The organism is Paludibaculum fermentans (genome assembly GCF_015277775.1).
Lineage (GTDB): Bacteria > Acidobacteriota > Terriglobia > Bryobacterales > Bryobacteraceae > Paludibaculum > Paludibaculum fermentans.
The window spans coordinates 8033021-8055319 of the sequence record NZ_CP063849.1 but is presented as its reverse complement, the minus strand read 5'-3'; the positions used below and the strand labels follow the sequence as shown (position 1 = coordinate 8055319).

The 22299-nt window shown below is 65.0% G+C and carries 20 protein-coding genes and 1 pseudogene; 9 read left to right on the top strand and 12 right to left on the bottom strand.

Translation table 11 applies throughout. The annotated features are described in order from the left end of the window. Nucleotides 1-454: 454 nt before the first annotated feature. Together IRI77_RS31965 and IRI77_RS31960 are read left to right on the top strand one after the other, a co-directional pair. On the top strand, nt 455-658 hold the full coding sequence (locus IRI77_RS31965; RefSeq protein ID WP_194448999.1) for a DUF5666 domain-containing protein: 204 nt from the start codon (nt 455-457) through the stop codon (nt 656-658). A 107-nt stretch (nt 659-765) separates the two neighbouring features. After that, nucleotides 766-1359 (top strand): hypothetical protein, encoded by a 594-nt coding sequence (locus tag IRI77_RS31960; RefSeq protein WP_194448998.1) that lies wholly within the window; start codon nt 766-768, stop codon nt 1357-1359. A gap of 15 nt (nt 1360-1374) precedes the next feature. Here IRI77_RS31960 and IRI77_RS31955 read toward each other — a convergent pair whose 3' ends face one another. Beyond that, nucleotides 1375-1782 carry a PaaI family thioesterase gene (locus IRI77_RS31955; protein ID WP_194448997.1) on the bottom strand — a complete coding sequence of 136 codons (408 nt, stop codon included), beginning with the start codon at nt 1780-1782 and terminating at the stop codon, nt 1375-1377. A gap of 21 nt (nt 1783-1803) precedes the next feature. On the opposite strand from IRI77_RS31955, the pseudogene IRI77_RS38760 reads away from it, so the two are divergent. The 4 genes and pseudogenes from IRI77_RS38760 to IRI77_RS31940 all read left to right on the top strand — a co-directional run. After that, nucleotides 1804-2285 (top strand): annotated as a pseudogene (locus IRI77_RS38760) (enoyl-CoA hydratase/isomerase family protein); the annotation flags it as partial. Next, nucleotides 2262-3890, top strand: a complete 1629-nt coding sequence (locus tag IRI77_RS38435) for a 3-hydroxyacyl-CoA dehydrogenase NAD-binding domain-containing protein (RefSeq protein WP_407674125.1) — start codon at nt 2262-2264, stop codon at nt 3888-3890. The pseudogene IRI77_RS38760 and the gene IRI77_RS38435, both read left to right, overlap by 24 nt. 46 nt (nt 3891-3936) lie before the next feature. After that, complete coding sequence (locus IRI77_RS31945; protein WP_194448996.1) at nt 3937-4422, top strand: ankyrin repeat domain-containing protein; 486 nt, start codon at nt 3937-3939, stop codon at nt 4420-4422. Between the two features lie 42 nt (nt 4423-4464). After that, nucleotides 4465-5334, top strand: a complete 870-nt coding sequence (locus IRI77_RS31940; RefSeq protein WP_194448995.1) for a metallophosphoesterase family protein — start codon at nt 4465-4467, stop codon at nt 5332-5334. Here IRI77_RS31940 and IRI77_RS31935 read toward each other — a convergent pair. After that, nucleotides 5331-6485, bottom strand: a complete 1155-nt coding sequence (locus IRI77_RS31935) for a VOC family protein (protein ID WP_194448994.1) — start codon at nt 6483-6485, stop codon at nt 5331-5333. The two genes, IRI77_RS31940 and IRI77_RS31935, sit on opposite strands and share 4 nt — an antisense overlap. A gap of 127 nt (nt 6486-6612) precedes the next feature. On the opposite strand from IRI77_RS31935, the gene IRI77_RS31930 reads away from it, so the two are divergent. Further along, nucleotides 6613-7662 (top strand): sugar phosphate isomerase/epimerase family protein, encoded by a 1050-nt coding sequence (locus tag IRI77_RS31930; protein ID WP_194448993.1) that lies wholly within the window; start codon nt 6613-6615, stop codon nt 7660-7662. A 54-nt stretch (nt 7663-7716) separates the two neighbouring features. On the opposite strand, the gene IRI77_RS31925 is transcribed toward IRI77_RS31930, so the two are convergent. The 3 genes from IRI77_RS31925 to IRI77_RS31915 form a co-directional block, all read right to left on the bottom strand. Then, nucleotides 7717-9324, bottom strand: coding sequence for an AsmA family protein (locus IRI77_RS31925; RefSeq protein ID WP_194448992.1), 1608 nt, complete (start codon nt 9322-9324; stop codon nt 7717-7719). 49 nt (nt 9325-9373) lie between these two features. After that, on the bottom strand, nt 9374-10384 hold the full coding sequence (locus IRI77_RS31920; RefSeq protein ID WP_194448991.1) for a LacI family DNA-binding transcriptional regulator: 1011 nt from the start codon (nt 10382-10384) through the stop codon (nt 9374-9376). Nucleotides 10385-10506: 122 nt separating this feature from the next. After that, on the bottom strand, nt 10507-12531 hold the full coding sequence (locus IRI77_RS31915; protein WP_194448990.1) for a M13 family metallopeptidase: 2025 nt from the start codon (nt 12529-12531) through the stop codon (nt 10507-10509). Between the two features lie 130 nt (nt 12532-12661). Here IRI77_RS31915 and IRI77_RS31910 point away from each other — a divergent pair, with 130 nt between their 5' ends. Continuing rightward, entirely contained in the window at nt 12662-13084 is a 423-nt protein-coding gene (locus IRI77_RS31910; RefSeq protein ID WP_194448989.1) for a rhodanese-like domain-containing protein, read from the top strand. A gap of 21 nt (nt 13085-13105) precedes the next feature. Here IRI77_RS31910 and IRI77_RS31905 read toward each other — a convergent pair whose 3' ends face one another. The 5 genes from IRI77_RS31905 to IRI77_RS31885 all read right to left on the bottom strand — a co-directional run bounded on the left by IRI77_RS31905 (nt 13106) and on the right by IRI77_RS31885 (nt 17259). Next, complete coding sequence (locus IRI77_RS31905; RefSeq protein ID WP_194448988.1) at nt 13106-13525, bottom strand: c-type cytochrome; 420 nt, start codon at nt 13523-13525, stop codon at nt 13106-13108. Nucleotides 13526-13629: 104 nt separating this feature from the next. Then, a complete protein-coding gene (locus IRI77_RS31900) occupies nt 13630-13986 on the bottom strand; it encodes a cupin domain-containing protein (protein ID WP_194448987.1) in 357 nt (118 codons plus the stop codon). A gap of 3 nt (nt 13987-13989) precedes the next feature. Beyond that, nucleotides 13990-14691 (bottom strand): 3-keto-disaccharide hydrolase, encoded by a 702-nt coding sequence (locus IRI77_RS31895; protein WP_194448986.1) that lies wholly within the window; start codon nt 14689-14691, stop codon nt 13990-13992. Next, the gene (locus IRI77_RS31890; protein WP_194448985.1) at nt 14688-16694 is read right to left on the bottom strand and encodes a protein kinase domain-containing protein; all 2007 of its coding nucleotides are present in this window, start codon (nt 16692-16694) and stop codon (nt 14688-14690) included. The genes IRI77_RS31895 and IRI77_RS31890 overlap by 4 nt, the downstream gene beginning before the upstream one ends. Further along, complete coding sequence (locus IRI77_RS31885) at nt 16687-17259, bottom strand: sigma-70 family RNA polymerase sigma factor (protein ID WP_194448984.1); 573 nt, start codon at nt 17257-17259, stop codon at nt 16687-16689. Before IRI77_RS31885 ends, IRI77_RS31890 begins: the two co-directional genes overlap by 8 nt. A 129-nt stretch (nt 17260-17388) precedes the next feature. On the opposite strand from IRI77_RS31885, the gene IRI77_RS31880 reads away from it, so the two are divergent. Beyond that, entirely contained in the window at nt 17389-17997 is a 609-nt protein-coding gene (locus tag IRI77_RS31880) for a hypothetical protein (RefSeq protein WP_194448983.1), read from the top strand. On the opposite strand, the gene IRI77_RS31875 is transcribed toward IRI77_RS31880, so the two are convergent. Both IRI77_RS31875 and IRI77_RS31870 read right to left on the bottom strand, forming a co-directional pair. After that, nucleotides 17994-19025 carry a glycosyl hydrolase gene (locus IRI77_RS31875; protein ID WP_194448982.1) on the bottom strand — a complete coding sequence of 344 codons (1032 nt, stop codon included), beginning with the start codon at nt 19023-19025 and terminating at the stop codon, nt 17994-17996. The two genes, IRI77_RS31880 and IRI77_RS31875, sit on opposite strands and share 4 nt — an antisense overlap. A gap of 29 nt (nt 19026-19054) precedes the next feature. Further along, nucleotides 19055-20689, bottom strand: coding sequence for an ABC-F family ATP-binding cassette domain-containing protein (locus tag IRI77_RS31870; RefSeq protein ID WP_194448981.1), 1635 nt, complete (start codon nt 20687-20689; stop codon nt 19055-19057). Nucleotides 20690-22299: the final 1610 nt, after the last annotated feature.

Genomic DNA, 22299 nt, shown 5'->3' with positions numbered 1-22299 from the left:
ATTTCGGCCATTTTCTTCGTCTTTTATTCCATCCAAAGAAAGCTCCACGGAAAAAAGTACCCACGCAGCCGCGCGTTTGCGTAGATGCTACCGGCCCCGCAGACCTGTAACACGATCCAGATGCGCTTGTTTTCTATCACTTAGCGATTTGGCCGCCTTCCTGCAACCTATTCGGCATGAGCGGAAATCACCCGGAGAACCGACATTGCGCCCGGCTCTCCTTCTCGGCAAACCGCTTGGAAAGTGCCCCGCCGGCGGGAACCGGTGCGGTGGCGGCACACAGAAGAACAGGAGCAAGCCGATGAAACTAAGCCTGACATTAGGATCCGCGGCCTCAGTTCTCCTGGTGAGTGCTTTGGCAATTGGGAACACCCCAGTGGGCACCATTGGTGCTCAATCGGAGGGGGGTGCCCGGCCCACTCACCAGGAAGCCCAAGCAGCGGAGAAGCAGGAGGTGACCGGCAAGATTGAGGCCGTGGACGAGGACCAAAGTGTGGTCCAGGTTCAAGGCACCAGTGTGCCGATCGTGGCCACCTCCTCCACCCGCTACTCGCGGGGACTGAGCTTCAAAAGTCTGAAGCCCGGCATGGAAGTGAAAATCGTCGCGGTGCTCCGCAGCGATGGAAAACTGGAAGCCCTGGAGGTGCGTAGCGCCTAACCTGACATCCAAATCACCTCAGTAGAAGGGAGCGCGCGGGTTTCCTCGGGGGAGCCCGCGTGCTTTGCGTTTTCACCCGCCGGTGCCCCACCCGCGGCCAGCCACCCATGGAACCCACAGAGGAGTCCCCGTTGCAGTTGACCACCAAGGCCGATCCCATGGCCTTCTTCCGAAGTGTGAAGTCGATCGCCGCTAGTGTCTCCGCCAGACTGGTCGTCGAATTCCCATCCCTCAAAGATGCCAATGGACAGAACCGCAAAGAGCGGGAGTCGCCCAGTATCCACATCAACAGCATGGCCACCGACCACACCGCGCCCGCGCTGCCGGTCGAGTGGAGCGGCCGTACCTTCACCGTCAGCGGCCGCATCCGCGGCAACGGCGGCCGCAGCCGGTCCATCTACATGTCCGGCACCCTGTCGGAGGACTGCACCACTCTCGATCAGGTGCGCGTACAGGAAGTCCTGGAGAGCGGAGGCCAGACGACCATCTCCGAGTTCGAAGTCGCCACGCTCGTCATCCACGACCGCGCGGTCCTCGAACGCCTGCCCCAGGCGATTCCCAACTCCTACTGCCGCTACCAGGACCGTACCGGAGAATCCGTCATCTCCATCCGACGCACCATCGTCCTGAACGGCCAGACCTTCAGCCAGGTGGCCAGCATCGCCGGCAAGGCGAGCACCGACCTCTCGTTCTATAACTAAGCGCTTTCAGGCGCCCTACAGCAGCATGTACGTCAGCAGGGCCGTCGCAATGGCGTGCCCATGTGAGTCGTGTACGTCCACGCTGCCTACCGCCAGTGTCCGGCCCACCTTCAACAGCCGCGCCCGCGCCCGCACCTTTCCGTGCGTTGCCGGACGCAGGTAGTTCAGCTTCATCTCCACCGTCGTCGCCGGCGCTCCGCCGCGGGCGCCAATGACGGCAATGCCGACCGCTGCATCCACCAGCGAAGCCGTCACTCCGCCGTGCAGCGTGCCCAGCCCATTTGTCATCTCGGGCCGCACCTCGCACTCCAGCGTCAGCCCATCTTTGTACACACGCGTCACACGCAGGCCCAAATGGTGATTGAATGGCATCTTGAGGATGAGCTCGTTGAGCTCTTTGGCGTTCAGAGGCTGGGGCTTCAAATTTCAGTGTAGGACAACTCTATGAGCGATCTCGTTACGACCTCCCGGCAGGGCTCCGTCCTGGTAGTCACCATCAACAATCCGCCCGTGAATGCATTGAGTCCCGGAGTGCCTGAGGGCATCGCCGCCGCGGTCCGTTCCGCCGCCTCCGACGACACGATCCATGCCGTGGTCGTCATCGGCGCGGGCCGCACGTTCATCGCCGGCGCCGATATCCGTGAATTCGGCCGCATCGTCTCCGGCGAAGCGCCGCCCCTGAACCTGAACGGGATCCTCTCGGAAATCGAGGACTCGCCGAAGCCGGTGATCATGGCCATCCACGGCACCGCGCTCGGCGGCGGACTGGAGACCGCCATGGCGGGCCACTACCGTGTCGCCGTGCCGTCGGCCAAGGTCGGCCAGCCCGAAGTGAAGCTCGGACTCATCCCGGGCGCGGCGGTACGCAGCGGCTGCCCCGGCTCGCAGGCGTCGAAACAGCCATGCAGATGTGCGCCTTCGGCGAGCCCGTCAGCGCCTCCGAGGCCCTGGGTAGCGGCATCGTCGACCGTCTCATCGAGGGCGACCTGCTCACCGGCGCCATCGCCTTTGCCAACGAGCATCCGCCGGTCCGCCGCACCCGCGACCTCTCCGCCAAGCTCGTCGGCGCGGTCGCCGCGGAATCGCTCAAGGCACTGTTCCAGGACTCCTGCCGCAGGAAGCTCAAGGGCCAGACCGCTCCGCTGGCCGCACTCGAGTCCATCGCCGCCACCGCCCGCTTCGATTTCGATGCCGGCCTCGAGTACGAAGCCAAACTCTTCAGCGAATGCCTGTTCGGCACACAGTCCAAAGCCCTCATCCACGTCTTCTTCGGCGAACGCGCCGTCGCGCGCATCCCTGGCCTGCCCAAGGAAGTTCAACCCTTGCCGCTGCGCCGGGCGGCGGTCGTGGGCGCGGGCACCATGGGCGGCGGCATCGCCATGTGCTTCGCCAATGCGGGGATCCCGGTGGTCCTGAAGGAAACGACCCAGAGCGCCCTGGATCACGGCCTCAACTCCATCCGCCGCAACTACGAAAACTCGGTGAAACGCGGCCGCCTCTCCGCCGAAACCGCCGCGCAGCGCCTCGACCTGATCAAGCCCGTCCTGCGCTACGAGGGTTTCGACGAAGCAGATATCGTCGTCGAAGCCGTCTTCGAGGAACTGGCCCTCAAGAAGCACGTCTTCTCCGACCTCGACGCGGTCGTGCGCGACGGAGCCATCCTCTCCACCAACACCTCGACACTCGACATCGACGAGATCGCCTCGGCCACCAACCGGCCGGAGTGGGTCGTCGGCACCCACTTCTTCAGCCCCGCCAATGTCATGCGGCTGCTGGAGGTGGTCCGGGGCAAAGCAACATCGCCGGCGGTGATCGCCACGGCAATGGAGCTGGGCAAAACCCTCAAGAAGGTGGGCGTCCTGTCCGGCAACGCTTTCGGCTTCATCGGCAACCGCATGTTCGGCCCTTACCGCCACGAAGCCATCCGGCTCGTGGAGGAGGGCGCCTCCGTCGGGCAGGTCGACCAGGCCCTGACGGATTGGGGCATGGCCATGGGCCCCCTGGCCGTCGGTGATCTCGCCGGCGTCGACGTGGCCTGGCGGGTGCGCCAGGAGGCCATCCGCCTGGGGATCCCGCACATCCAGCCGGCGTCGTTTGAGGACGAACTCTACACCCGTGGCCGCTACGGCCAGAAGTCCGGCGCCGGTTGGTATCTCTACGACGCGAATCGCGCACCTTCACCCGACCCCGAAGTCGAGCGCCTCGTCCGCGAATACGCCGCCTGCCAGGCCATCCCCCAGCGAACCTTCGCCCACACGGAGATCCTCGAGCGCACACTCTTCGCCCTCATCAACGAAGGCGCCCGGCTGTTGGAGGAGGGCGTCGCCCTGCGTCCTGTCGACATCGACATCGTCTACGTAAACGGCTACGGCTTCCCAGCCTGGCGCGGCGGCCCCATGCACTACGCCGAGACCCTCGGCCTGCAGCGGGTGGCCGACCGCATGCGCGCCCTCTACGACGAGTTCGGCCCGTTCTGGAAACCGGCCGCGCTGCTGGAGCAGTCCGCCAAAGCCGGCCGCTGGAGCCAGTAATCAGTTTGTACTTTACAATTCAAAGTACTCTTCGTACAATCATTGCATGAAGCATCGCCGCGGCCTCCTTCTCCTCCTCTTGACCGCTACCGTGCTCGCAGGCTGCGGCGGTGCCCACGATACCTCCACCCTGATCGGCGCTGCCCGGGAAGGCGACCTCGCCGCCATGAACAAGCAACTGGATCAGGGCGCCGGCGTCAACCAGTCGGCCGGAGTCAACAACTGGACCGTCCTCCAGCACGCCATCCACAAGAACCAGCCGCAAGCCGTCGACCTGCTGCTGGCCAAAGGAGCCGACCCCAATCTCGCCCACGGCAAAATGACTCCGCTCATGATGGCGGCCGGCTATGGCTATGACGGCATTGTCCGCTCCCTGCTGAAGTACGGCGCCGATCCAAAGGTCCGCAACAGCGACGGCAAGACGGCCCGCGACTACGCCAAATCCGGTGTCAGCGACATCGACCGCTTCACCTATGGCCGCGAGCAGTCGGCCGCCGTCGCGGCGCTGGACGCGAAACCCGCCGCTCACTGAGACAGCGCGCCATGCCGGGCGCTGGGTACACTGTGGGGTAAGATGCCGTACGCCTCGATCCCTTCCCTCTCCCGCCGCACCTTCGCCCTCGCCATGGCCGGCGCGGGTGTCTCGCTGCTGCGCTCCGCCGAACCGGAGATGCACTGGGCGCTGATCTCGGATACCCACATCCCCGCCGACGCCTCGGAGACCTATCGTGGCTTCAATCCCGTGGCCAATCTCAAGCGTGTAGTCGCGGAGGTCGAGGCGGCCCAGCCCGAGGCGGTTCTGCATTGCGGCGATGTCGCCCGGCTCCAGGGCCTGCCCGCGGATTACCAGGCGGTCCAGGGCCTGCTTAAGCCGCTCTCCTCGAAGGTGCCGGTCGCCATGGCCCTGGGCAACCACGACCACCGCAAGAACTTCCTCGGCGTCTTCGGCAAGCAACAGGCCGGCATCCAGAGCGTCCAGGAGAAGCATGTGCTGGTGGTGGAAGGGCCCGCCGTGCGCGTCATCGTGCTCGATTCCCTCATTGAGGCCAACTCGACGCCAGGCCTGCTCGGCAAGGCTCAGCGCACGTGGCTCTCCGAGTTCCTCAAGACGTCCAGCGACCTGCCCACCATCCTCTTCGTCCACCACACGCTGGACGACGGCGACACCTCGCTGCTCGACGCACCGCGCTTCTTCGAGATTCTCAAACCCCACCGCAAAGTGAAGGCCGTGCTCTATGGCCACTCGCACGCCTACAAGTACGAAGCGTGGGAAGGCATCCATCTGCTCAACCTGCCCGCCGTCGGCTACAACTTCAACGACACGGAGCCGGTGGGCTGGGTGGAAAGCCGCCTCAGCAAGGCGGGCGGCGCGTTCACGCTCCACGCGTTCGGCGGCAATATGGAGAAGAACGGCAAGACCATCTTCCTGCCGTGGCGGGCCTAGATCGGCGTGGCGAAGCGCAACCCCAGCCCGTCCGGCGAGACGACCGTGAAGTCGCGCAGGCCATAGTAGCGGTCGTCCACGGGCTTGATCACGCGTAGCCCCAGCTCCTGGCACAACGTCCAGTAATGATTCACGTCGGGCACCAGGATCCGCATGTTCGCCACCACGGTCGAAGGCGGCTCCGGCTGTCCTGGAATCTCTTCCAGCAGCAGTCTCGACCGCTCCCAGTTCAACGCCACGAAGTGCTCTTCCGCCCGCTCCACCTGGAAGCCGAGCCGCTGGTAGAACTCCGTCGACGCGCGCACATCGCGCACGTACAGCTCCACCACCAGTTGCTGCGGACTCTCCGTGAAGTCGGTCAGCGACGAGCCGATCGCCTGCAGATAGCGCTCGGCCGAACGCCGCACCGCGCCCTTCGCATCCTCGCGGATCGTCTTGCCCGGGAATGCGCCGTACAATCGCTCGAACTCAAACGGCTCCAGCGCGGCCACGATGCGCTGCACCGCCTCGGCCCCCAGCGGCACCATGTTCGGATAGCTGTACAGGAAGCTAGTCCAGCGCCGATCCATCGCCACCTGGGGCTGGTCACCGGCGAACAAGGCGACTGCCCGGTGCAGCACCTGGTAGCCGTTGAAGTGCCCGCCGCAGCGGATCAGGGTCGCCCCGCCCGGCAGGCTGGCCGTATCACCCACCCATAGCCGGACCGCGCCGCTGCGCCGCTGCAACCAGTCCCGCTCGTCCTCGTGGATCCAAACCGGCGCTCCGCCGAAGGCATCGCTCCACTCGATCATCGATGAGTAGTAGTGCGGGTGCGAGATCGCAATGCAGCCGATGCCGCCCAGTTCCTCTACGGCCCGCACCGTCTGGTCGTCCAGAAGGGCAATGCAGTCCCACAGGATATTGCCCTCTTCGGTGCGAATGAGAAACGCGCGCTGCCCAATGCCGAATGTAGGCTCGGTGACAATCGACCAGACACCCGGCTCTTCCTCGGTGATCACGTTCCGGTGCCGGCCCTTAAGCTCCTCCAGCGTCGTCCACTGCTGGCCGGCCCAGCCGACATACTGCCGGGCATCCTCGCAAATAGGGCAGCACTCCGGCGCCTGCTCACTGGCTTCCTGCTGCGCTCCGCAGGTCGAACAGATCCAGTTCATACTTTCTGTTCAATGGATGACACCGCTGCCGCGCGGGATTCCGCCGGAACGCCTGGAATGGTGCAACATCCTCACGGATGGCATACGATGTTGAGGGTTGATACCAACTACTCTCTGAGAGGCGATCATGTCACAAATAAAAGGACCCGCCATTTTCCTGGCCCAGTTCATGGGCGACGAAGAGCCGTTCAATAGCCTGCCCAATATCACTGCCTGGGCCAAGGAACTCGGCTATATCGGCGTCCAGATTCCGTCGTGGGACAGCCGGGTGATCGACCTGAAGAAGGCCGCCGAATCGAAGACCTACTGCCAGGACCTGAAGGGCCAGATGAACGGCCTGGAGATCACGGAACTCGCTTCGCACCTGCAGGGCCAGCTCGTGGCCGTCCATCCCGCTTACGACGAACTCTTCGATGGTTTCGCCGCCCCGGAGGTGCGCGGCAATCCCAAAGCCCGCGCCAAGTGGGCCGTCGAGCAGCTCAAACTCGTCATCAAGGCCTCCAAGAACCTCGGCCTCAGCGTCACGCCTTCCTTCACCGGCGCCCTGCTCTGGCCCACCGTCTACCCCTGGCCGCAGCGGCCCGCCGGCCTGGTCGAGGAAGCCTTCAAGGAACTCGCCAAGCGCTGGAAGCCCATCTTCGACTTCGCCGACAAGCATGGGGTCGATTTTGCGTTCGAACTGCACCCGGGTGAGGACCTCCACGACGGCCTCACCTTCGAGCGCCTGCTGGAAGCCACCGGCAACCACCCCCGCCTCGGCATCAATTACGATCCGTCGCACTTCGTCCTGCAGTGCATGGACTACGTCGGCTTCATCGACGCCTACGGCCCCTACATCAAGGCGTTCCACGTGAAGGATGCCGAGTTCGTGCCGTCCGCCAAGGCCGGCGTGTACGGCGGCTATGCCGACTGGAAGAACCGTCCGGGCCGCTTCCGCTCCCTGGGCGACGGCCAGGTCGACTTCGGCCAGGTCTTCTCGCGCCTCACCGCGGCCGGCTACAAGAGCTGGGCCGTCCTCGAATGGGAATGCTGCTTCAAGGACGCCGCCCAGGGCGCGGCCGAAGGCGCTCCGTTCATCGAAGCCCACCTCATCGACGTCCCCAAGAAGGCCTTCGACGACTTCGCCGGCGGCGCCTCCGACGCCAAGCGCAACCGCCGCATCCTCGGCCTCGAATAGGCCGCCGCTCAGGACTGGAAACAAAGGGGCAGCTCGCCAGGGCTGCCCTTTTCCCTACTTCTTGCCCCGGTCCAGGCCAAACGAGGGCTTCTCCCGCGTCCCTGTAATCTTGATCTTCGCCACCACCCCGTAGCCGTCTTTCGCAAAGAACGGATCCACCGGCTTCAGCGCCAGCCTCTTCCACCTCGACTTCATCATCTGCGAGAGCCGCGCCTGCATGCGGGCCGTGCCGTGGAAATCCAGCTCCTGCGAGTGGAAGACATAGTTGCCGGTCAGCTCCACCTCCGCGCCGGGAATCTCGAATCCCAGCTTCGAAAAGTCGATCCGCCCTCCGCCCATTTCGAACTCGCCGGACATCTGCGACGGAATCTCGCCGAGCTCCTCGTTCTGCGGCTGCCCCTGCGCCCGCCGGCTGAGCGAATCAAGGCCTTCCTGTACGTCGGCGCGGCTGAACAGCGCATCCACCAGTTGGAACGCCCCTTTCAGCCGCAGCCGGTCGGCGATCTCGCCCTGGCCCGGCGGCAGCACCACCCGGAAGTCGAGATTGATCCCGCCTTTCATGAACGGCTTATCGCCCTTCATCGCCAGCATCAGTACGTCCTGCAGCCGCCCCTTGGGCATCACGGCCTTCAGGTCCACCGTCTTGCCCTTAGCGCCCACGTTCCGCACCACGCTGCCGCGCACTGTGAATGCCGTGGAGCCCAGCACCCCCTGCACCGGCTCCAGCCGCGTATTGCCGTTCGTGCCGTCCACAATCGCGTGATATTTCGTCGTCAGGGGCAGGCGGTTGCCGCTCATGGTCAGCCGGAACTCGGGCACTCGTGTCTCGCCATCCACGGTAATCTCGTCCAGCGTGCCGCTGAAATCGCCGGTGGAGTAGAGCAGTCCGGCGATTCCCTTGAAGACGCCCAGATCCGCGTTGTCGAACGTGTACTTGCCGGTCAGCGGCGTGTCCGAGGGGCTATCCGCCACCCAGGGTCCAAATGTTCCGGTGCACTGGATCAGCCCCGGCGGCTTGGCATTCGTCAGTTGCGCCTGATACTTCATCGCCGTGCCGGTTCCAGCCGATTCCAGGCGCAAAGTATGGATCCGGAACACCAGCGGAGCCTTGGTGGCATCCTTTGGCAGAATCGTTAACGTACTGCCGCTGGCCAGCACTTCTTCGATCAGCACGTCCACCTTTTGCGGCTTCCCTGCCTCATCCTGCGGCTCGGGCGCCTGCAGGCTATTCGCCAGCTTGGGCCGGTCTGCCTTCGGCGGGATGTTGATCTCGAAACCTTCCAGGTTGACGCGGTGCACCAGCGCCTTGCCATTCAAGATCGCGTCGAGATCCACCTCGAACAGGAACTTCCTCATCTTCAGGATGGAGGGCGCGGCAGGCATGCTCTTCAGCCGCACTTCCAGGTCTTCCCCGTTGACGCGCACCTTGATCATCTTGCCCTTGTGGAACAGGAGGTCCAGCGGCGACTTCAAGGGAAGGTCGATGTGGATGGTCTTCAAAGCGACGCTGGCGCGGAACCGCGTCTCCAGGTACGCAATGGTCTGCTCCCGCAGGAACGGCTCAAACCGGCGCGACAGGATCATTCCAGCCACAAACAACCCGGCCAGAATCAGGCCTGCCGCCACCGCGGACCCTACGATCCACTTCGTGCGCCTGGACATGCTGTGAGTGTAGCTGGAATCAGTACTACAAATTCAGGTTTAGGCGTTGTCAGTGTACGTTCGTCAGAACGGGCACGGCGCCGCTCGATTCGCGGATGATCAATTCGGGCTGGATCAGAGTCTCCCTGATCTCCTCCAGGCGGGCCGCATCCGCTGTAAAGCTCTCGAAGATGCGGTGTCCGATCAGATCCCGCGCGATGCGCGCCGTCGTCAGCGCCGGCGAAACCACATCCGCCAGATCCAGGCCGTCAAAGCCCGTCACCGACACATCATCGGGCACCCTCAGCCCCAGGTCCTTCAATTGCCGTAAGACGCCCAGCGCCATGAAGTCGTTCACGCACACGATGGCCGTCGGCCGGAAGCCGGATTGATAGATCTGCCGCACCGCGCTGCGTCCGCCGGCCAGGCCGTCCAGATCGGCCACCGTCCGGAACTCCACCTGCGGCGCGAAGTGCTCCATCACCTCGACAAAGGTCTGGCGCCTGTCGTTGAGCGGTCCCAACGTGGTGTGGTGGCCGATGAACGCAAACCGCCGGTGGCCCAGTTCAAACAGGTACTGCGCGATCTGCTGCACCGCGGTCCGGTAATTGATCTTGATGCTGATGATGCTCTCGCGCGGCGTGCCGACGTCGTAGACCACGGTGGGCACCTTGCGTTCGGCCAACTCTTCCAGCAGCGCTTCGTCCATCTCCGAAACAACCAGCGCCAGGCCGCCCAATCTTCGCCCGATCATCAGCCGGACGCTCGCCTTCAGGCGGTCCACCTGATAGTCGGTATTCGCCACCAGGACTTCATAGCCATTGCGATTCGCCTCGGCTTCCAAACTGCGGAATACGTCGAGAAAGAATGGATTTTCCAGGTTGGAAACGATGATGCCGATGGTCCGGTTGCTGCCCGCGGCCAAGGCTCGGGCATGCATATTGGGATAGTACTTCAGCTCTTCGACGGCCTTCAGCACGCGCTCGCGAGTGGCATCCCGCACCACTCCGATATTGTTCAGCACACGGGAGACGGTGGCCGTTGAGACTCCAGCTCGCTGTGCGACATCTTCAAGATTCATCCCAGAATCTCCTTGCATTCCTGCGCGGCGACATGGCGCATGAAGGACGGGTTTATCACTTGCTGAGGGCTGGCGTCAAATCCGCCGGCGCCCCCGTTTGGCGCCGGCGGTTTTTATGACAATTACCAGAGCTTACACTGCTGCTCGACCGGGCGCACCATGGGGTCGCCCTGCTTGCAGTGGAACGCCTCGTAGAAAGCGGGCATGTTCATCACCGTCCCATTCGCGCGGAACTTCGCCAGAGGGTGCGGATTGGTGTTGAGCTGCAGCCGCATGGCCTCGGGCCGGTACTGCGAACCCCACACTCTTGCAAAGGCCAGGAAGAACCGCTGATCCGCCGTGAAGCCGTCGATCACCGGACCGGGCTTGCCCTTCAGGGTACGCTTGTACGCCTCGTAGGCCAGCGTCAAACCGCCCAGGTCGCCCATCGCCTCGCCCACCACCAGCTTGCCGGTGTGGTGCAGGCCTTCGCCCACATCCATCGTGTCGAACTGGTGGATCACGCAACCGGCCTTCGCGTCGAACTTCTGGCGGTCTTCCACCGTCCACCAGTCCTTGCGATTGCCTTCCGCGTCGAACTTCGAACCCTGGTCGTCAAAGCCATGGCCCATTTCGTGCCCGATCACAGCCGCAATCGCGCCGTAGTTCACCGCGTCATCGGCCTGCAGGTCGAACATCGGAGACTGCAGGATGCCGGCCGGGAACACGATCTCGTTCATCAGCGGGCTGTAGTAGGCATTCACCGTCGGCGGCGTCATGCCCCAGTCGTTGCGGTTCACCGGCTTGCCGATCTTCGACAATTGATAGAGGCGGTTGTTCAGGCTGGCCACCCGCGTATTCTCGAAGTAGGCCTTGGGATCCACCTTGACGGCCGAGTAGTCGCGCCACTTGTCGGGATAACCCACTTTCGGCACGAACGCATTCAGCTTGGCCACCGCGTTTTTGCGGGTCTCGGGGGTCAGCCAGTCGGCTGCCTGCAGCTGCTCACGCAACGAAATCCGCAGGTTCTCCACCAGTTCGTTCATCCGGCGCTTGGCTTCGGGCGGGAAATGCTTCTTCACGAAGACCTCGCCCAGCGCCTCGCCCAGGTTGCGGTCGACGGCGTTGGTGCAGGTCTGCCAGCGCGGCTGCTGCTCTTTCACTCCGGAAAGCACCGTGCGGCTGAAGCGGAAATCCTCGTCCTCAAACGCCTTGGGCAGCATGTCGGCCGCGGTGCTCACGGTGCGCCAGCGGGTCCAGGTCTTCCAGTCGGCCAGCGAAGCCGCGGTCAGCTGCGCATTGAGCTTTTTGAGCGTCTCCGGCTCGCCCACGTTGATTGCCGTCGACTCGGCAATGTGGAACTGCTTGAACAGGCCCGTCCAGTCCAGCCCGGGCGCCAACGCCTTCAGTCCCGCCATGTCCATCTTGTGGTAGCGGGCATCCGGATCGCGCCGCTGCACGTTGGTCATCATCGAGCTGGCCAGGGCGGTCTCGAACTCAAGCACAGCCTTCGCTTCGGCGGCCGCCACTTCCGGCTTGTCGCCCAGCAACTCCATCATCTTGGTGACATGCGTCACAAACTCTTCTCGGATCTTCACCGACCTCGGGTCGGTCTTGAAGTAGTAGTCGCGGTCCGGCAGGGAGATGCCGCCCACCCCAATATTCGCGATGACGTCCTTGGAGCTCTTCAGGTCCTGGCCGCTCATGACGAAGTACGGCCCGATCGGCGTCATCTGCTGGAAGTCGTTCAAGGCCGCGGTCATACCGGCTACGTCCTTCACGGCCGCGATGCGGTCGAGTTGCGGCTGGATCGGCTTCAGGCCGCGCGACTCGATGGCCGCCGTGTCCATGCAACTGGCATAGAAGTCGCCGATCTTGCGCTCGTTCGAGCTGGCCGGGGCGCTCTTGTTGGCCGCCGCCGCTTCCAGAATCGTCCGGAGCCGCTCCCGGTTCCCTTCACTCATCACCGACATCGTGCCCCACGACGGGTAACGGCCAGGAATCGGGTTCTTATCGAGCCAGCCGCCGTTGGCGTACCGCCAGAAGTCGTCGCAAGGCTTACAGGTCGTGTCGAGGTTGGAACGATCGATGCCGCTGCTGCCGGTTTGCTGCGCGGACAGGATCGTGGCCAGGCAGGCGCCCAGCAGAAGGGTATGGTGGAGTTTCATAGGGGGTTCTCCCAAGATCAGTACCCAATCTACCGTCTTTCGACCCCCATCTGCGCACGCACCGGCCCTTCATTCTGTACAAAGTGGCTCTGTTCATTGCGCGGTTCCAGGGCTAGATTGGGAAATACCCATGAGCACCTCCACCGCGCCCAGATTCTCCTCTGTCCTCGAGACCCCGGCGGCCGATCCCGAGACGGCGCGCCGTCACTTCGCTGCCAAGTTGTCTTTGGAGACCGATCCATCGGACGTCTTTGCCGATATGGCAAAAGGGGTCCAGGGCTTTGTGGTCGTCGATGTGCGCAGCCCGGAGCGCTACGCCGAAGGGCATGTGCCGGGCGCGCTGAACCTACCCCACCGGACGCTGCGCGAGGACACCACCGCCGGAATCTCCAAGGAGACCGTGGTGATTACCTACTGTGACGGGCCGGGCTGCAATGGATCGACGAAGGGCGCCCTGCGGTTCGCGGCACTGGGTTTCCGGGTGAAGGAGATGATCGGCGGGTTGGAGTGGTGGATCAAGGACGGCTATGAGGTGGAGGGAAACGGCCGCTGAGGACCGTTTCCCTGGGAAAGCCTACTGCTTGGCCGGAGGAGCGCCGCGCGGCGGGCCCTGGGCGGGCGGTTCCGGCAGCGTGATTTCCGCCTGGCCACGGTGGCAGGTCCAGCAGGCGACCTTTTCGGCGCGGCCACCGGGCGCGAACTTATCCGCGTTCTCGCGGACGTTCATCACCATCTTCAGCATGGCTCGGGCGACTACCTTTTCTTCCTTGTCGTCCTTGGCGAACTCGCGGGCCACGTGGCAGAAGTCGCACTGGACCCCCAGCGCCTGGTTGAACGCGCGCATGGTGTTCATCAGCTGCGGCCGCGGGATATCTTTCGGTAGCACCTGCAGGTTCGACGGTGCCGGAGGCTGCGCATAGAGGCTCGCGGCGGCCAGACACGCCACGAACAGAAATCCCCTGGAGCCTTTGACCAATAAGGTCTTAGTCGTCATCGTTACTCCTTATTTGAGCCCTCTCGGCGGGTTACGAAGACCCGCCATGGAGTTAGTAGCGGATTTCGAGGCGGTTCGGTTACCCCTGGGCCGGACATTTCTTCCTAGAGGAAGTCCTCGCGGATGGGGTGGAAGGTGTCGACCAGGCGCGCCGTAGGCGAGAGGAGCTGGATGGAGTGCGGCACTCCGGAGGCGACGGCGAAGAGGTCTCCGGCGCCGAGTTTGCGGGGCGGTTGGCCGCCGCACAGGAAGAGGACCTCGCCCGCGGCGACGTAGCTGATCTGCTCGTGCGAGTGGAAGTGCATCGGGTCGGGCTCCGGCCATGGGCCACCTTCGATGTCGATGACCACGGTCATGAGGTCGTTCGTGCGGATGATCTTGCGGGCGAAGCCGGGACGAAACACCTGCCCAGCGGTCTCGGCGTCGAGCAGTACCAATGCTGTGTTCTCGGCGTGGATCATGCCCTAGTTTCGCACCGGCGGCAGCACCTGGATGTCGATGGACCGGAAGCTGGCGGAAGACTCGTGGTGCTGGAAGGCGATGGCGGTCTTGCGGTGTTCCAGCCGCTCCAGCATGCGGGCGCTATTCAGCTTCTTCGCGGCCAGGGCGGCCTTCAATTCGGGCGAGTGGAACGAATACGCCAGCACGCGCCTGCCGTTGAGCCAGTGCTCCACGTTCTCGCCCTGGACCTTCAGGCGGCCCGTGTTCCATTCTCCCGCCGGCCTGGCCGCACGCTCAGTCGGCGGCAGGTAGTTGTAGAGCGCGCCGGAGGCATGCGCAGCCTGATCTGAGCCGGCGGTCGAGGCATCGTCCACCAACTGGAACTCGAAGCCCAGCGAGGTCTCGTGCAGGAACTCGCCCTGTGCGTCGTGGAGCTTGTCGGTCGCCGTGGCCTGGATCAGGTATTTGATGCCGGTATTGGCGCCGGGCGCGACCTTCCATTCAAAGGTCAGGTCGAAGTTATCGTACTCGGCGGCGGTCCACAGATCGCATTGGCGGCGGGCGTCGGCGATGGTCTCCAGCACGCCCTTCTCGATGCGCCAGCTCACCTCGGGACCGGTCAGGCCGGAGGGGGTCCGGAAGTTACGGAAGCTGGCGCCATCAAACAAGGGGGCAGGTGTCGCCCGGGCGGCGGTGAGGAGAAGAAGAGCGGAGCGGCGGGTCACTTGCCTGATTGTAGCGGCAACGCCCTGGCGGGGAGAGCGGAGCGGACGAGGTCGCCGCCCTTGCTGTAGAACAGAGACCGGCCATCGGGGCTTAGGGAGATGCCGTCGCGCAGCACGGCCGGAGCCTCCGGAACCGGCAGGAACTCCATCGCCCGGGTATCGAGGCGGAACAGGCAGAGCTGGGCGGAGTGCGGCGGGGCGCTGGGGTCGCTGGTTGCGTCGAGGAGCAGCAGGCCGCCGTTGAGCACCACGAAGTTGGGATTGCGGATATCCGGATGGACGAGTTCGGCGGGTCCGCCGGCTGCGGGCCTACGCCACAACTGTCCCGCCTGCCGGCTCTTAAGGTAGTAGAGGAAACGGCCGTCGGGGGAGAAGCGGACGCGATAGCCGGCCTGCTCCAGGACGAGTTCCGGTGTGCCGCCCTGGGCAGAGACGCGCCAGATAGCGGGCTGGCCGTTCTGCTCCGTCGTGAAGTAGAGCGAGGAGCCGTCCGGGGACCACGCCGGATGGAGCTCGCTGGAATAGCCGGACACGAGTGCCCGGGCCGCGCCAGTGACCTCAGCGATGGAGATGCCGGACTCCGACTGGTCGAAGGCGAGCCGTTTGCCGTCGGGTGACCAGACAGGATTCGTCTCTGATTCCGGGCGCTGCGTCAGCCGCCGCGGGCCTCCACCGGCTGACGGTTGGAGGTAGATGTGGAAACGGCTGTCGCCACCTCCATTCCAGGCGAACGCCACGGTTGCGCCGTCTGGTGAGACGGCAGGGGCCGTCTCGATGCCAGGGTAAGCGGAGAAGGCCGCCACCGGGCCGTGGCGATTCGAGAGATAGAAGCCTCCGGCGCCCGCCACCAGAAGAAGCGCGAGCAACCAGGGCCACCACGGCTTGCGGTGCGGCGGACCCGGAATGATGCGCGGGTAAGGCACTTCGTGACGCCACCGCTGGAGCCGGTGCAGGGTCTCGACCACTTCGGTCATGGTCTGGGGGCGCTGCTGCGGCGCCTTTGACAGACAGGCTGCCACGAAGGCGGACAAGCCCGGAGTCAGGCCGGGCCGGAGGGAGTCGAGCGGCGGCGGCTCCTCCCGAATGAGCGCAGTGAGACTGCGCAGGGCCGTTTCGCGCCGGAAGGCCTGGCGGCCGGAGAGCATCTCGTAGAGGACGACGCCCAGCGAGAAGATGTCGGACCGGGCCGTGGCCGTGCGTCCTTCCGCCTGCTCCGGCGCCATGTAGGGGATGCTGCCTAGGATGGCGCCTTCCGTGGTCCGCAGGGACAGGCCGGAACGGGTGCGTGTCTCGTCCAGATCGCTGAGGTCGCGGCGCGCCAGGCCGAAGTCGAGCAGCTTCACCTTGACCTCGGGCAGCACCATAATGTTGCCGGGCTTGAGATCGCGATGGACGATGCCCCGGGCATGAGCCGCTTCCAGCGCTGAGGCAATCTGGAGGGCGAGGCGGAACACCTCGGCCTCGTCCGGTTCGCTTCGCCCGAGGTATTCGGCCAGGCAACGGCCCTGGACGAACTCCAGCACCAAGGTCACGGTGTCGCCATGGATCTCGTAGGCATAGAGGGCGGCGATGTTGGGATGGTTCAACAGGGCGAGCAGGCGAGCCTCGCGGCGGAAGCGGGCCATATAGGCTGGATCCGCGGCCAGGGCGGGGTGCAGCAGCTTCAGGGCAACATCGCGGGCGAGGCGCTCATCGCGCGCCTGGTAGACCTGCCCCATGCCGCCGGCGCCCAGCGTTTTCACGATGGTGTAGTAGCCGAGCTTGTCACCTGGCGCGAGGACCGCGGAGGGCGGGGGCTCCCCGCCGGTGAGATTGGCCCAGGCCGGGACCTCGAGGAGCGAGTCCCGCTGGCCCTCGTAGCCCAGCAGCGACTGGACCTCGCGCAGGAGGCTGTCGTCGCCGGCGCAGGCCTCTTTCAAGTACGCAGCGCGCTGCCCGGGCGGGCCATCGAGGGCGGCGTGGAACAGAAGCTCCACGCGGCGCCAGCGATCGGAGTCACTCATCGTCCGCCTGGCTCATGTGGCGCAGCAGCCAGGCCTTGGCGAGCTTCCAATCGCGCAGGACGGTCTGGGTGGAGACCTGCAGCACGGTGGCGGTTTCCTCGACGCTGAGTCCGGCGAAGAAGCGCAGCTCGACGATGCGGGCCTTGCGGGCATCCTGCTTAGCGAGCTCAGTGAGGGCGTCGTCGAGCTGGACGACCTCCGACTCGCGGCCGGGCGCCATGACCATCGACTCTTCCAGCGGGATGCGTTTCACGCCGCCGCCGCGCTTCTGGTAGCCGCGCGAGCGGGCGTGGTCGACCAGGACGCGGCGCATCATCTGGGCGGCGAGGGCGAAGAAGTGGACGCGGTCCTGATACTCCATCTGGTGCGTACCGAGCAGGCGGAGATAGGCCTCATTGACCAGGTCGTTGGTCTGGAACGAATGGCCGGCGCGCTCCAGCCGCATGTAGTGGCGGGCGGTGCGCCGCAGCTCTTCGTAGAGCATAGGCATGAGCCGGTCGAGCGCCGCCTGATCGCCGGCTCGCCAGGCGTTGAGCAGGCCGGTGACGTTGATTGAGGGCTCCATGTCGCGTCCCAGGAGTGCCGATTGTAGCACGGCCAAAATAGTTTGCCGCCCCCGTTAGAGTTTTCCCGCGAGGTTCCCGCCTTGTCCGGCGAGCAGCGATTTGGAAGCGCTGCCCGGGAGGACAAGACGATGAAACTGGGCACCTTGGCCGGAATGATGATCTGGATGGCGAGCGCGGCGGCCGCGCAGACGGGGATCACCGTGATGCTGTCCAACCAGGCGCACGTCCCGGCCGCCATGCTAACCGAGGCGCAACGAGTGGCCGGCCGGGTGTTCGAGGACGCCGGAATCAGCGTCACGTGGATCGATTGCGCCCGGCCCGAGTTTCAGGCCGGTGACGGCCACTGCAAGGAGACGGGTGACCCGATGGTGCTGGTGCTGAACATCCTGACGAAGGACAGAAGGGAAGCCGGCAGCTCGGGCGCGATGGGCTTTGCCTTCCCGATGCTGGGCGCGGGCACGCATGCCGCGATCCTCTTCCCGCGCTTGAAGCAGTTCGCCGACTCCTATGTGGATATCCCGGGCACGGCGGCCCTGCTGGGCTACGCCATCGCGCATGAGCTGGGCCACCTGCTGCTGAAGAACCTGGAGCACGGGCCGGGCGTCATGAAGGCGGGTTGGGCGCGGAGCGAGTATGTCTCCATGTGCCGGGGGCAGATGGGCTTCACGCCGGCGCAGGTGTCGCAGATGCACAGCGGGCTGCGCACCCGGATGCAGACGCTGATGGCGCGGAACTAAGGCGTAGGCAGGGGGGCACCGCGCGACAGGGTGCGCGGGTCGTCGAAGAGAGCCTTAAGGGCATCGCCGGCCCGGCGGTCGAAGATGCCGGACCAGCCCATGAACCAGACCCAGCGCGGCTGGCTGTTGAGCACTTCGGCGGAAGGCGGCTGGCCCACTTCCCCGAGCGCCACGGGTTTGCCGGCGGCGAGGGCGACGAGGTCGTCGTAGTAGCTTTGCTTGAACTCGCCGTAGACGTCGGTGGCCAGGACATCGACGTACTGGAGGCCCGGGAAGAAGTCGTAGTAGGGGCTGGTGGCGCGGCCGGTGTGGGCGTTCTCGTTCCAGACCCAGATGAGGTTGTCGAGGCGGTGGAAGTTCACCAGGCGCTCGTAGGTCATGCGGTAGAGGGCGATGTAGCCGGTCTCGCCCTTGCGGCCGCCCCACCAGAACCAGGTGCCGTTGTTCTCGTGATAAGGGCGCCAGAGGACGGGGATCCTGGCATCCCGGAGCTTCTTCAGGTGGCCGGCCACGACGTCGAGTTGGGCCAGCCAGCGGCGGTTGAGCTCCGTGCCGGGTGTGGTGAGGGCCGCCCACTGATCGTCGGTCAGCTTGGCCTGGACACTGCCGCGCCAGCCGCTGCCGGCGGAGACGGGCTCGTCGTCGATGGGGCGGACGGCATGCCACATCAGGGTGATGATGGAGCCGGCGGCGTACTGCTTCCTGGCCTCCTCGATCATAGCGTCGCGGCCAGCGATGGAGTCCTTGTCGCCGCCGCCGGTGAAGCCGAAGTCGGAGCCCCAGATGTAGGGGTATTTGCCGACCTTGGCGGCCAACTGGTCGCTGTGCTGGGAGCGGTGGTTGGGGAAGTTGTGCTGGCCCGAGAGGATGGACTTGCCGGAGAGGGCGCAGAGGGTCCGCAGGAGGGAGCGGGCCTCCGGCGTGGCATTGGGGTTGACGGGCTCACAGGGGGCCGGGACCGGCGAGAGCAGCGACGGCTGGGCGAAGGCGCTCATGGCCAGCAGGAGGGGGGCGGCGCGTTTCCACATGTCGTTTGTCCCTGCCATGGCACGGCGGATCAGGAGTGGATGCCCGGCGCTTCGTGGCCGGTGCGGGCCACGTACTCGATGTAGGAGCCGGGATAGATGTGCGGGTTGCGGTCGCTCTCGTCGCCGCTGAGCTCCAGAACGCGGGAGCCCAGGCCGCGCAGAAAGGTGCGGTCGTGGGAGACGAAGATCATGGTGCCTTCGAACTCCTTGAGGGCGTCGACGAGCATCTCCTTGGTGGCCAGGTCGAGGTGGTTGGTGGGCTCGTCGAGGACCAGGAAGTTTGGCGGATCGTAGAGCATGCGGGCCATGGCGAGGCGGGACTTCTCGCCGCCGGAGAGGGCGCGGATGGGCTTCTCGACGTCGTCGCCGGTGAACTGGAAGGCCCCGGCGAGGGTGCGGAGCGAGCCGATGCCGTCGAGGGGGAAGTCGCGCTGCAACTGCTCGAGGACGGTGAGGTCGTAGTCGAGCACGTCGAGGGACTGCTGGGCGAAGTAGCCCATCTTGAGGCTGGCTCCGAGGCGGACGGTGCCTTCGTCGGGCTGGAGGGCTCCGGCGATCATCTTGAGGAGGGTGGTCTTCCCCGCCCCGTTGCGGCCCATGACGGCCCAGCGTTCGCCACGGCGGACGGTGAAGTTGAGGCCCTGGTAGATGGTGCGCGAGCCGTAGCTCTTGTGAAGGTTCTCGATGACGGCCACCTGATCGCCGGAGCGCGGCGGGACGCGGAACTCGAACTTCACGACCTGACGCTTCTTGGGGAGCTCGATGCGTTCGATCTTGTCGAGAGACTTGATGCGGCTCTGGACCTGGGCGGCTTTGGCGGCGTGGGTCTTGAAGCGTTCGATGAAGCGCTGCTGCTTGGCGAGCATGGCCTGCTGGCGGGTGAAGGCGGCCTGCTGGTTGGCCTCGCGGATGGCGCGTTCGCGCTCGTAGAAGTCGTAGTTGCCGGAGTAGGAGACGATTTCGCCGGCGTCGATCTCGACGATCTTGGTGACGATGCGGTTCATGAACTCGCGGTCGTGCGAGGTCATCAGGAGGGTGCCGGGGAGCGACTTGAGGAACTGTTCGAGCCAGATGATGGACTCGATGTCGAGGTGGTTGGTGGGCTCGTCCATGAGCAGGATGTCGGGCCGGCCGAGGAGGACGCGGGCGAGGGCGACGCGCATCTTCCAACCGCCGGAGAGGGCTCCGACATCGCCGTCGATCTGCTCTTCGGAGAAGCCGAGTCCGCTGAGGACTTCGCGGGCCTGGGCTTCGATGGTATAGCCGCCGAGGTGTTCATACTCTTCCTGGACCTCGCCGAAGCGGCTGAGGATACGGTCCATGTCGTCGGCCTGATCGGGGTCACCCAGGGCGTGGTTGAGGGCTTCGAGTTCGTGGTGGAGGTCGCCGACGCGGCCGCTGCCGGCGATGGCCTCGTCGAGGACGGAGCGGCCGTTCATCTCCTCGACGTCCTGGCGGAAGTAGCCGACGGTGAGCTTTTTGGGTACGGAGAGTTCGCCCTCGTCGGGGAACTCCTCGCCGACGATCATGCGGAAGAGGGTGGTCTTGCCGGAGCCGTTCGGGCCGACGAGGCCGACCTTTTCGCCGGGGTTGAGCTGGTAGGAGGCCTCAACGAAGATGAGTTGCTTGCCGTACTGTTTATTGACGTTGGAGAAAGAGATCATCGGGAACCAAGGGGGACAAACGCCGCCGGACGGCGGTGTCGCGCGTGGAGGCAGTCTCCTTTCAGTGTACAAAGCGGGGTGGGCCGGCGGCGGGTGGAGGGGAGGCCGCGGCTGGATTTCTCCTGGATTGTGCAGGAGGCCGGCGGGATCTGGTGAGGGCGGCGGGGTTTTCCGGGAGCGCCTCGGGTCCATCGGAGACGCTTTGATCGCCCGCGGCTGACGGTCCGGGACTGGGGCGGGGTGGGTGGCTTCGCCGGGTTGGGGGCGCTTTTGGGCGGGGCAGGAGTGCTTTGAAGACGCTGGCGGGGCCGTGGCCCGCGCCGTTGAAGACGCGCGACTTGGGGTTCGGCCCTTTTCGCTGGTTGGTTGGAGGCTTGCTATTGCTCCCCCGCTCCTTTTAGTCGCGGCTCCGAACGCGGTGTCCCTCGCTTTGGCGGACCGTGGGGCCTTGGAGGACTCCTTCTCCGCTGCGGTTGGTTGCGCGGTGGGGCCCACTCCGTTGAAGATGCGGTCCAAGTTACTGATTCTAAAGGTCAGCAAGGGCGCGTCTTCATCGCCTTTGGCGGCCGGCACGGCCATGGGGACTCCGTTGACGACGCGCTGGCAAAGGGTCGCGATACTGCCAGAGTGGAGCCTTTCAGTGGCTATCCGCTCACTCACGTTCGCGGCTCCGTTCGCGGCTTCCTCGGGTTTGGCGGCCGGCACGGCCATGGGGACTCCCTTACGGTCGTAGTTCGTTGGCGCCTGGGGATGCTGGGCGGGAGACTCGGGCGTGACTTCCACTGATGTTGGGGGGGTCGGGGTCGGAGATGGCTCACTGGGGGCTTGGGTTTGTTCGGCACTGGCTAATGGAAGCGAGTCGCGCCGCTGGGGCGCCTTGGAAAGAGCGAAGGGGGTGCGGGGGGTCGCGTCTCCACGGGCTTCCTCGGCGTGTTGGTGGGTTTGTTCAGCACTGGTGCATGGAAATGGGTCGTGTCGCTGGCGCTCGCCAGCGGGATCGAAGGGGTTGGGTAGGGGGCCTTCGCCCTGGCGGGGGCCCGGACCTTGGTGGGTTTGTTCGGCACTGGATTCGGGTTGGAGCGGCTCAGGAACGGAATCGGCGGCGACTGGCTCGGGGGCGGAGGTAGGGTTGGCGAGGGTGAGTCTTCCTTCGAGCGCGGCGGACAGTGCTAGGGTGCGCATGGCTATGGCTTCGGCTGGGTTGCGCGGCGGATCAGAATAGTAGAAGCGGGCTATGGCGGTCTCGGCTTCGCGGGTACGGGCCTGGATCCAGCCGTCATAGCGGCGCAACGACTCAAGATAGCTCCCCTGGCGTTTCACCCACTCGATGGCCTTTTCCTCGTTGCCATCGGCGTACTCGTAGGCCGCATTGAAGAGGGCGCGTTCGCGGGCTTCGAAGACCTCAAGGTGGCCCTGAAAGATCCACCAGTTGAACATGAGTTCGCGGAGTTGGGGATCCGCAATGGCGGCGGAGTGCTGGAGGGCCTGGTTGCGGATGTGCTCCTCCAGGCGAGCGGAGAGGCGGTGCTTGCGGGCGAAGGCGTGGGTGCGGCAGGCGTTCGCGGAGACTTTGCGTTTTCCTTCCACCGTCCGAGGACCGGTGGACTTCT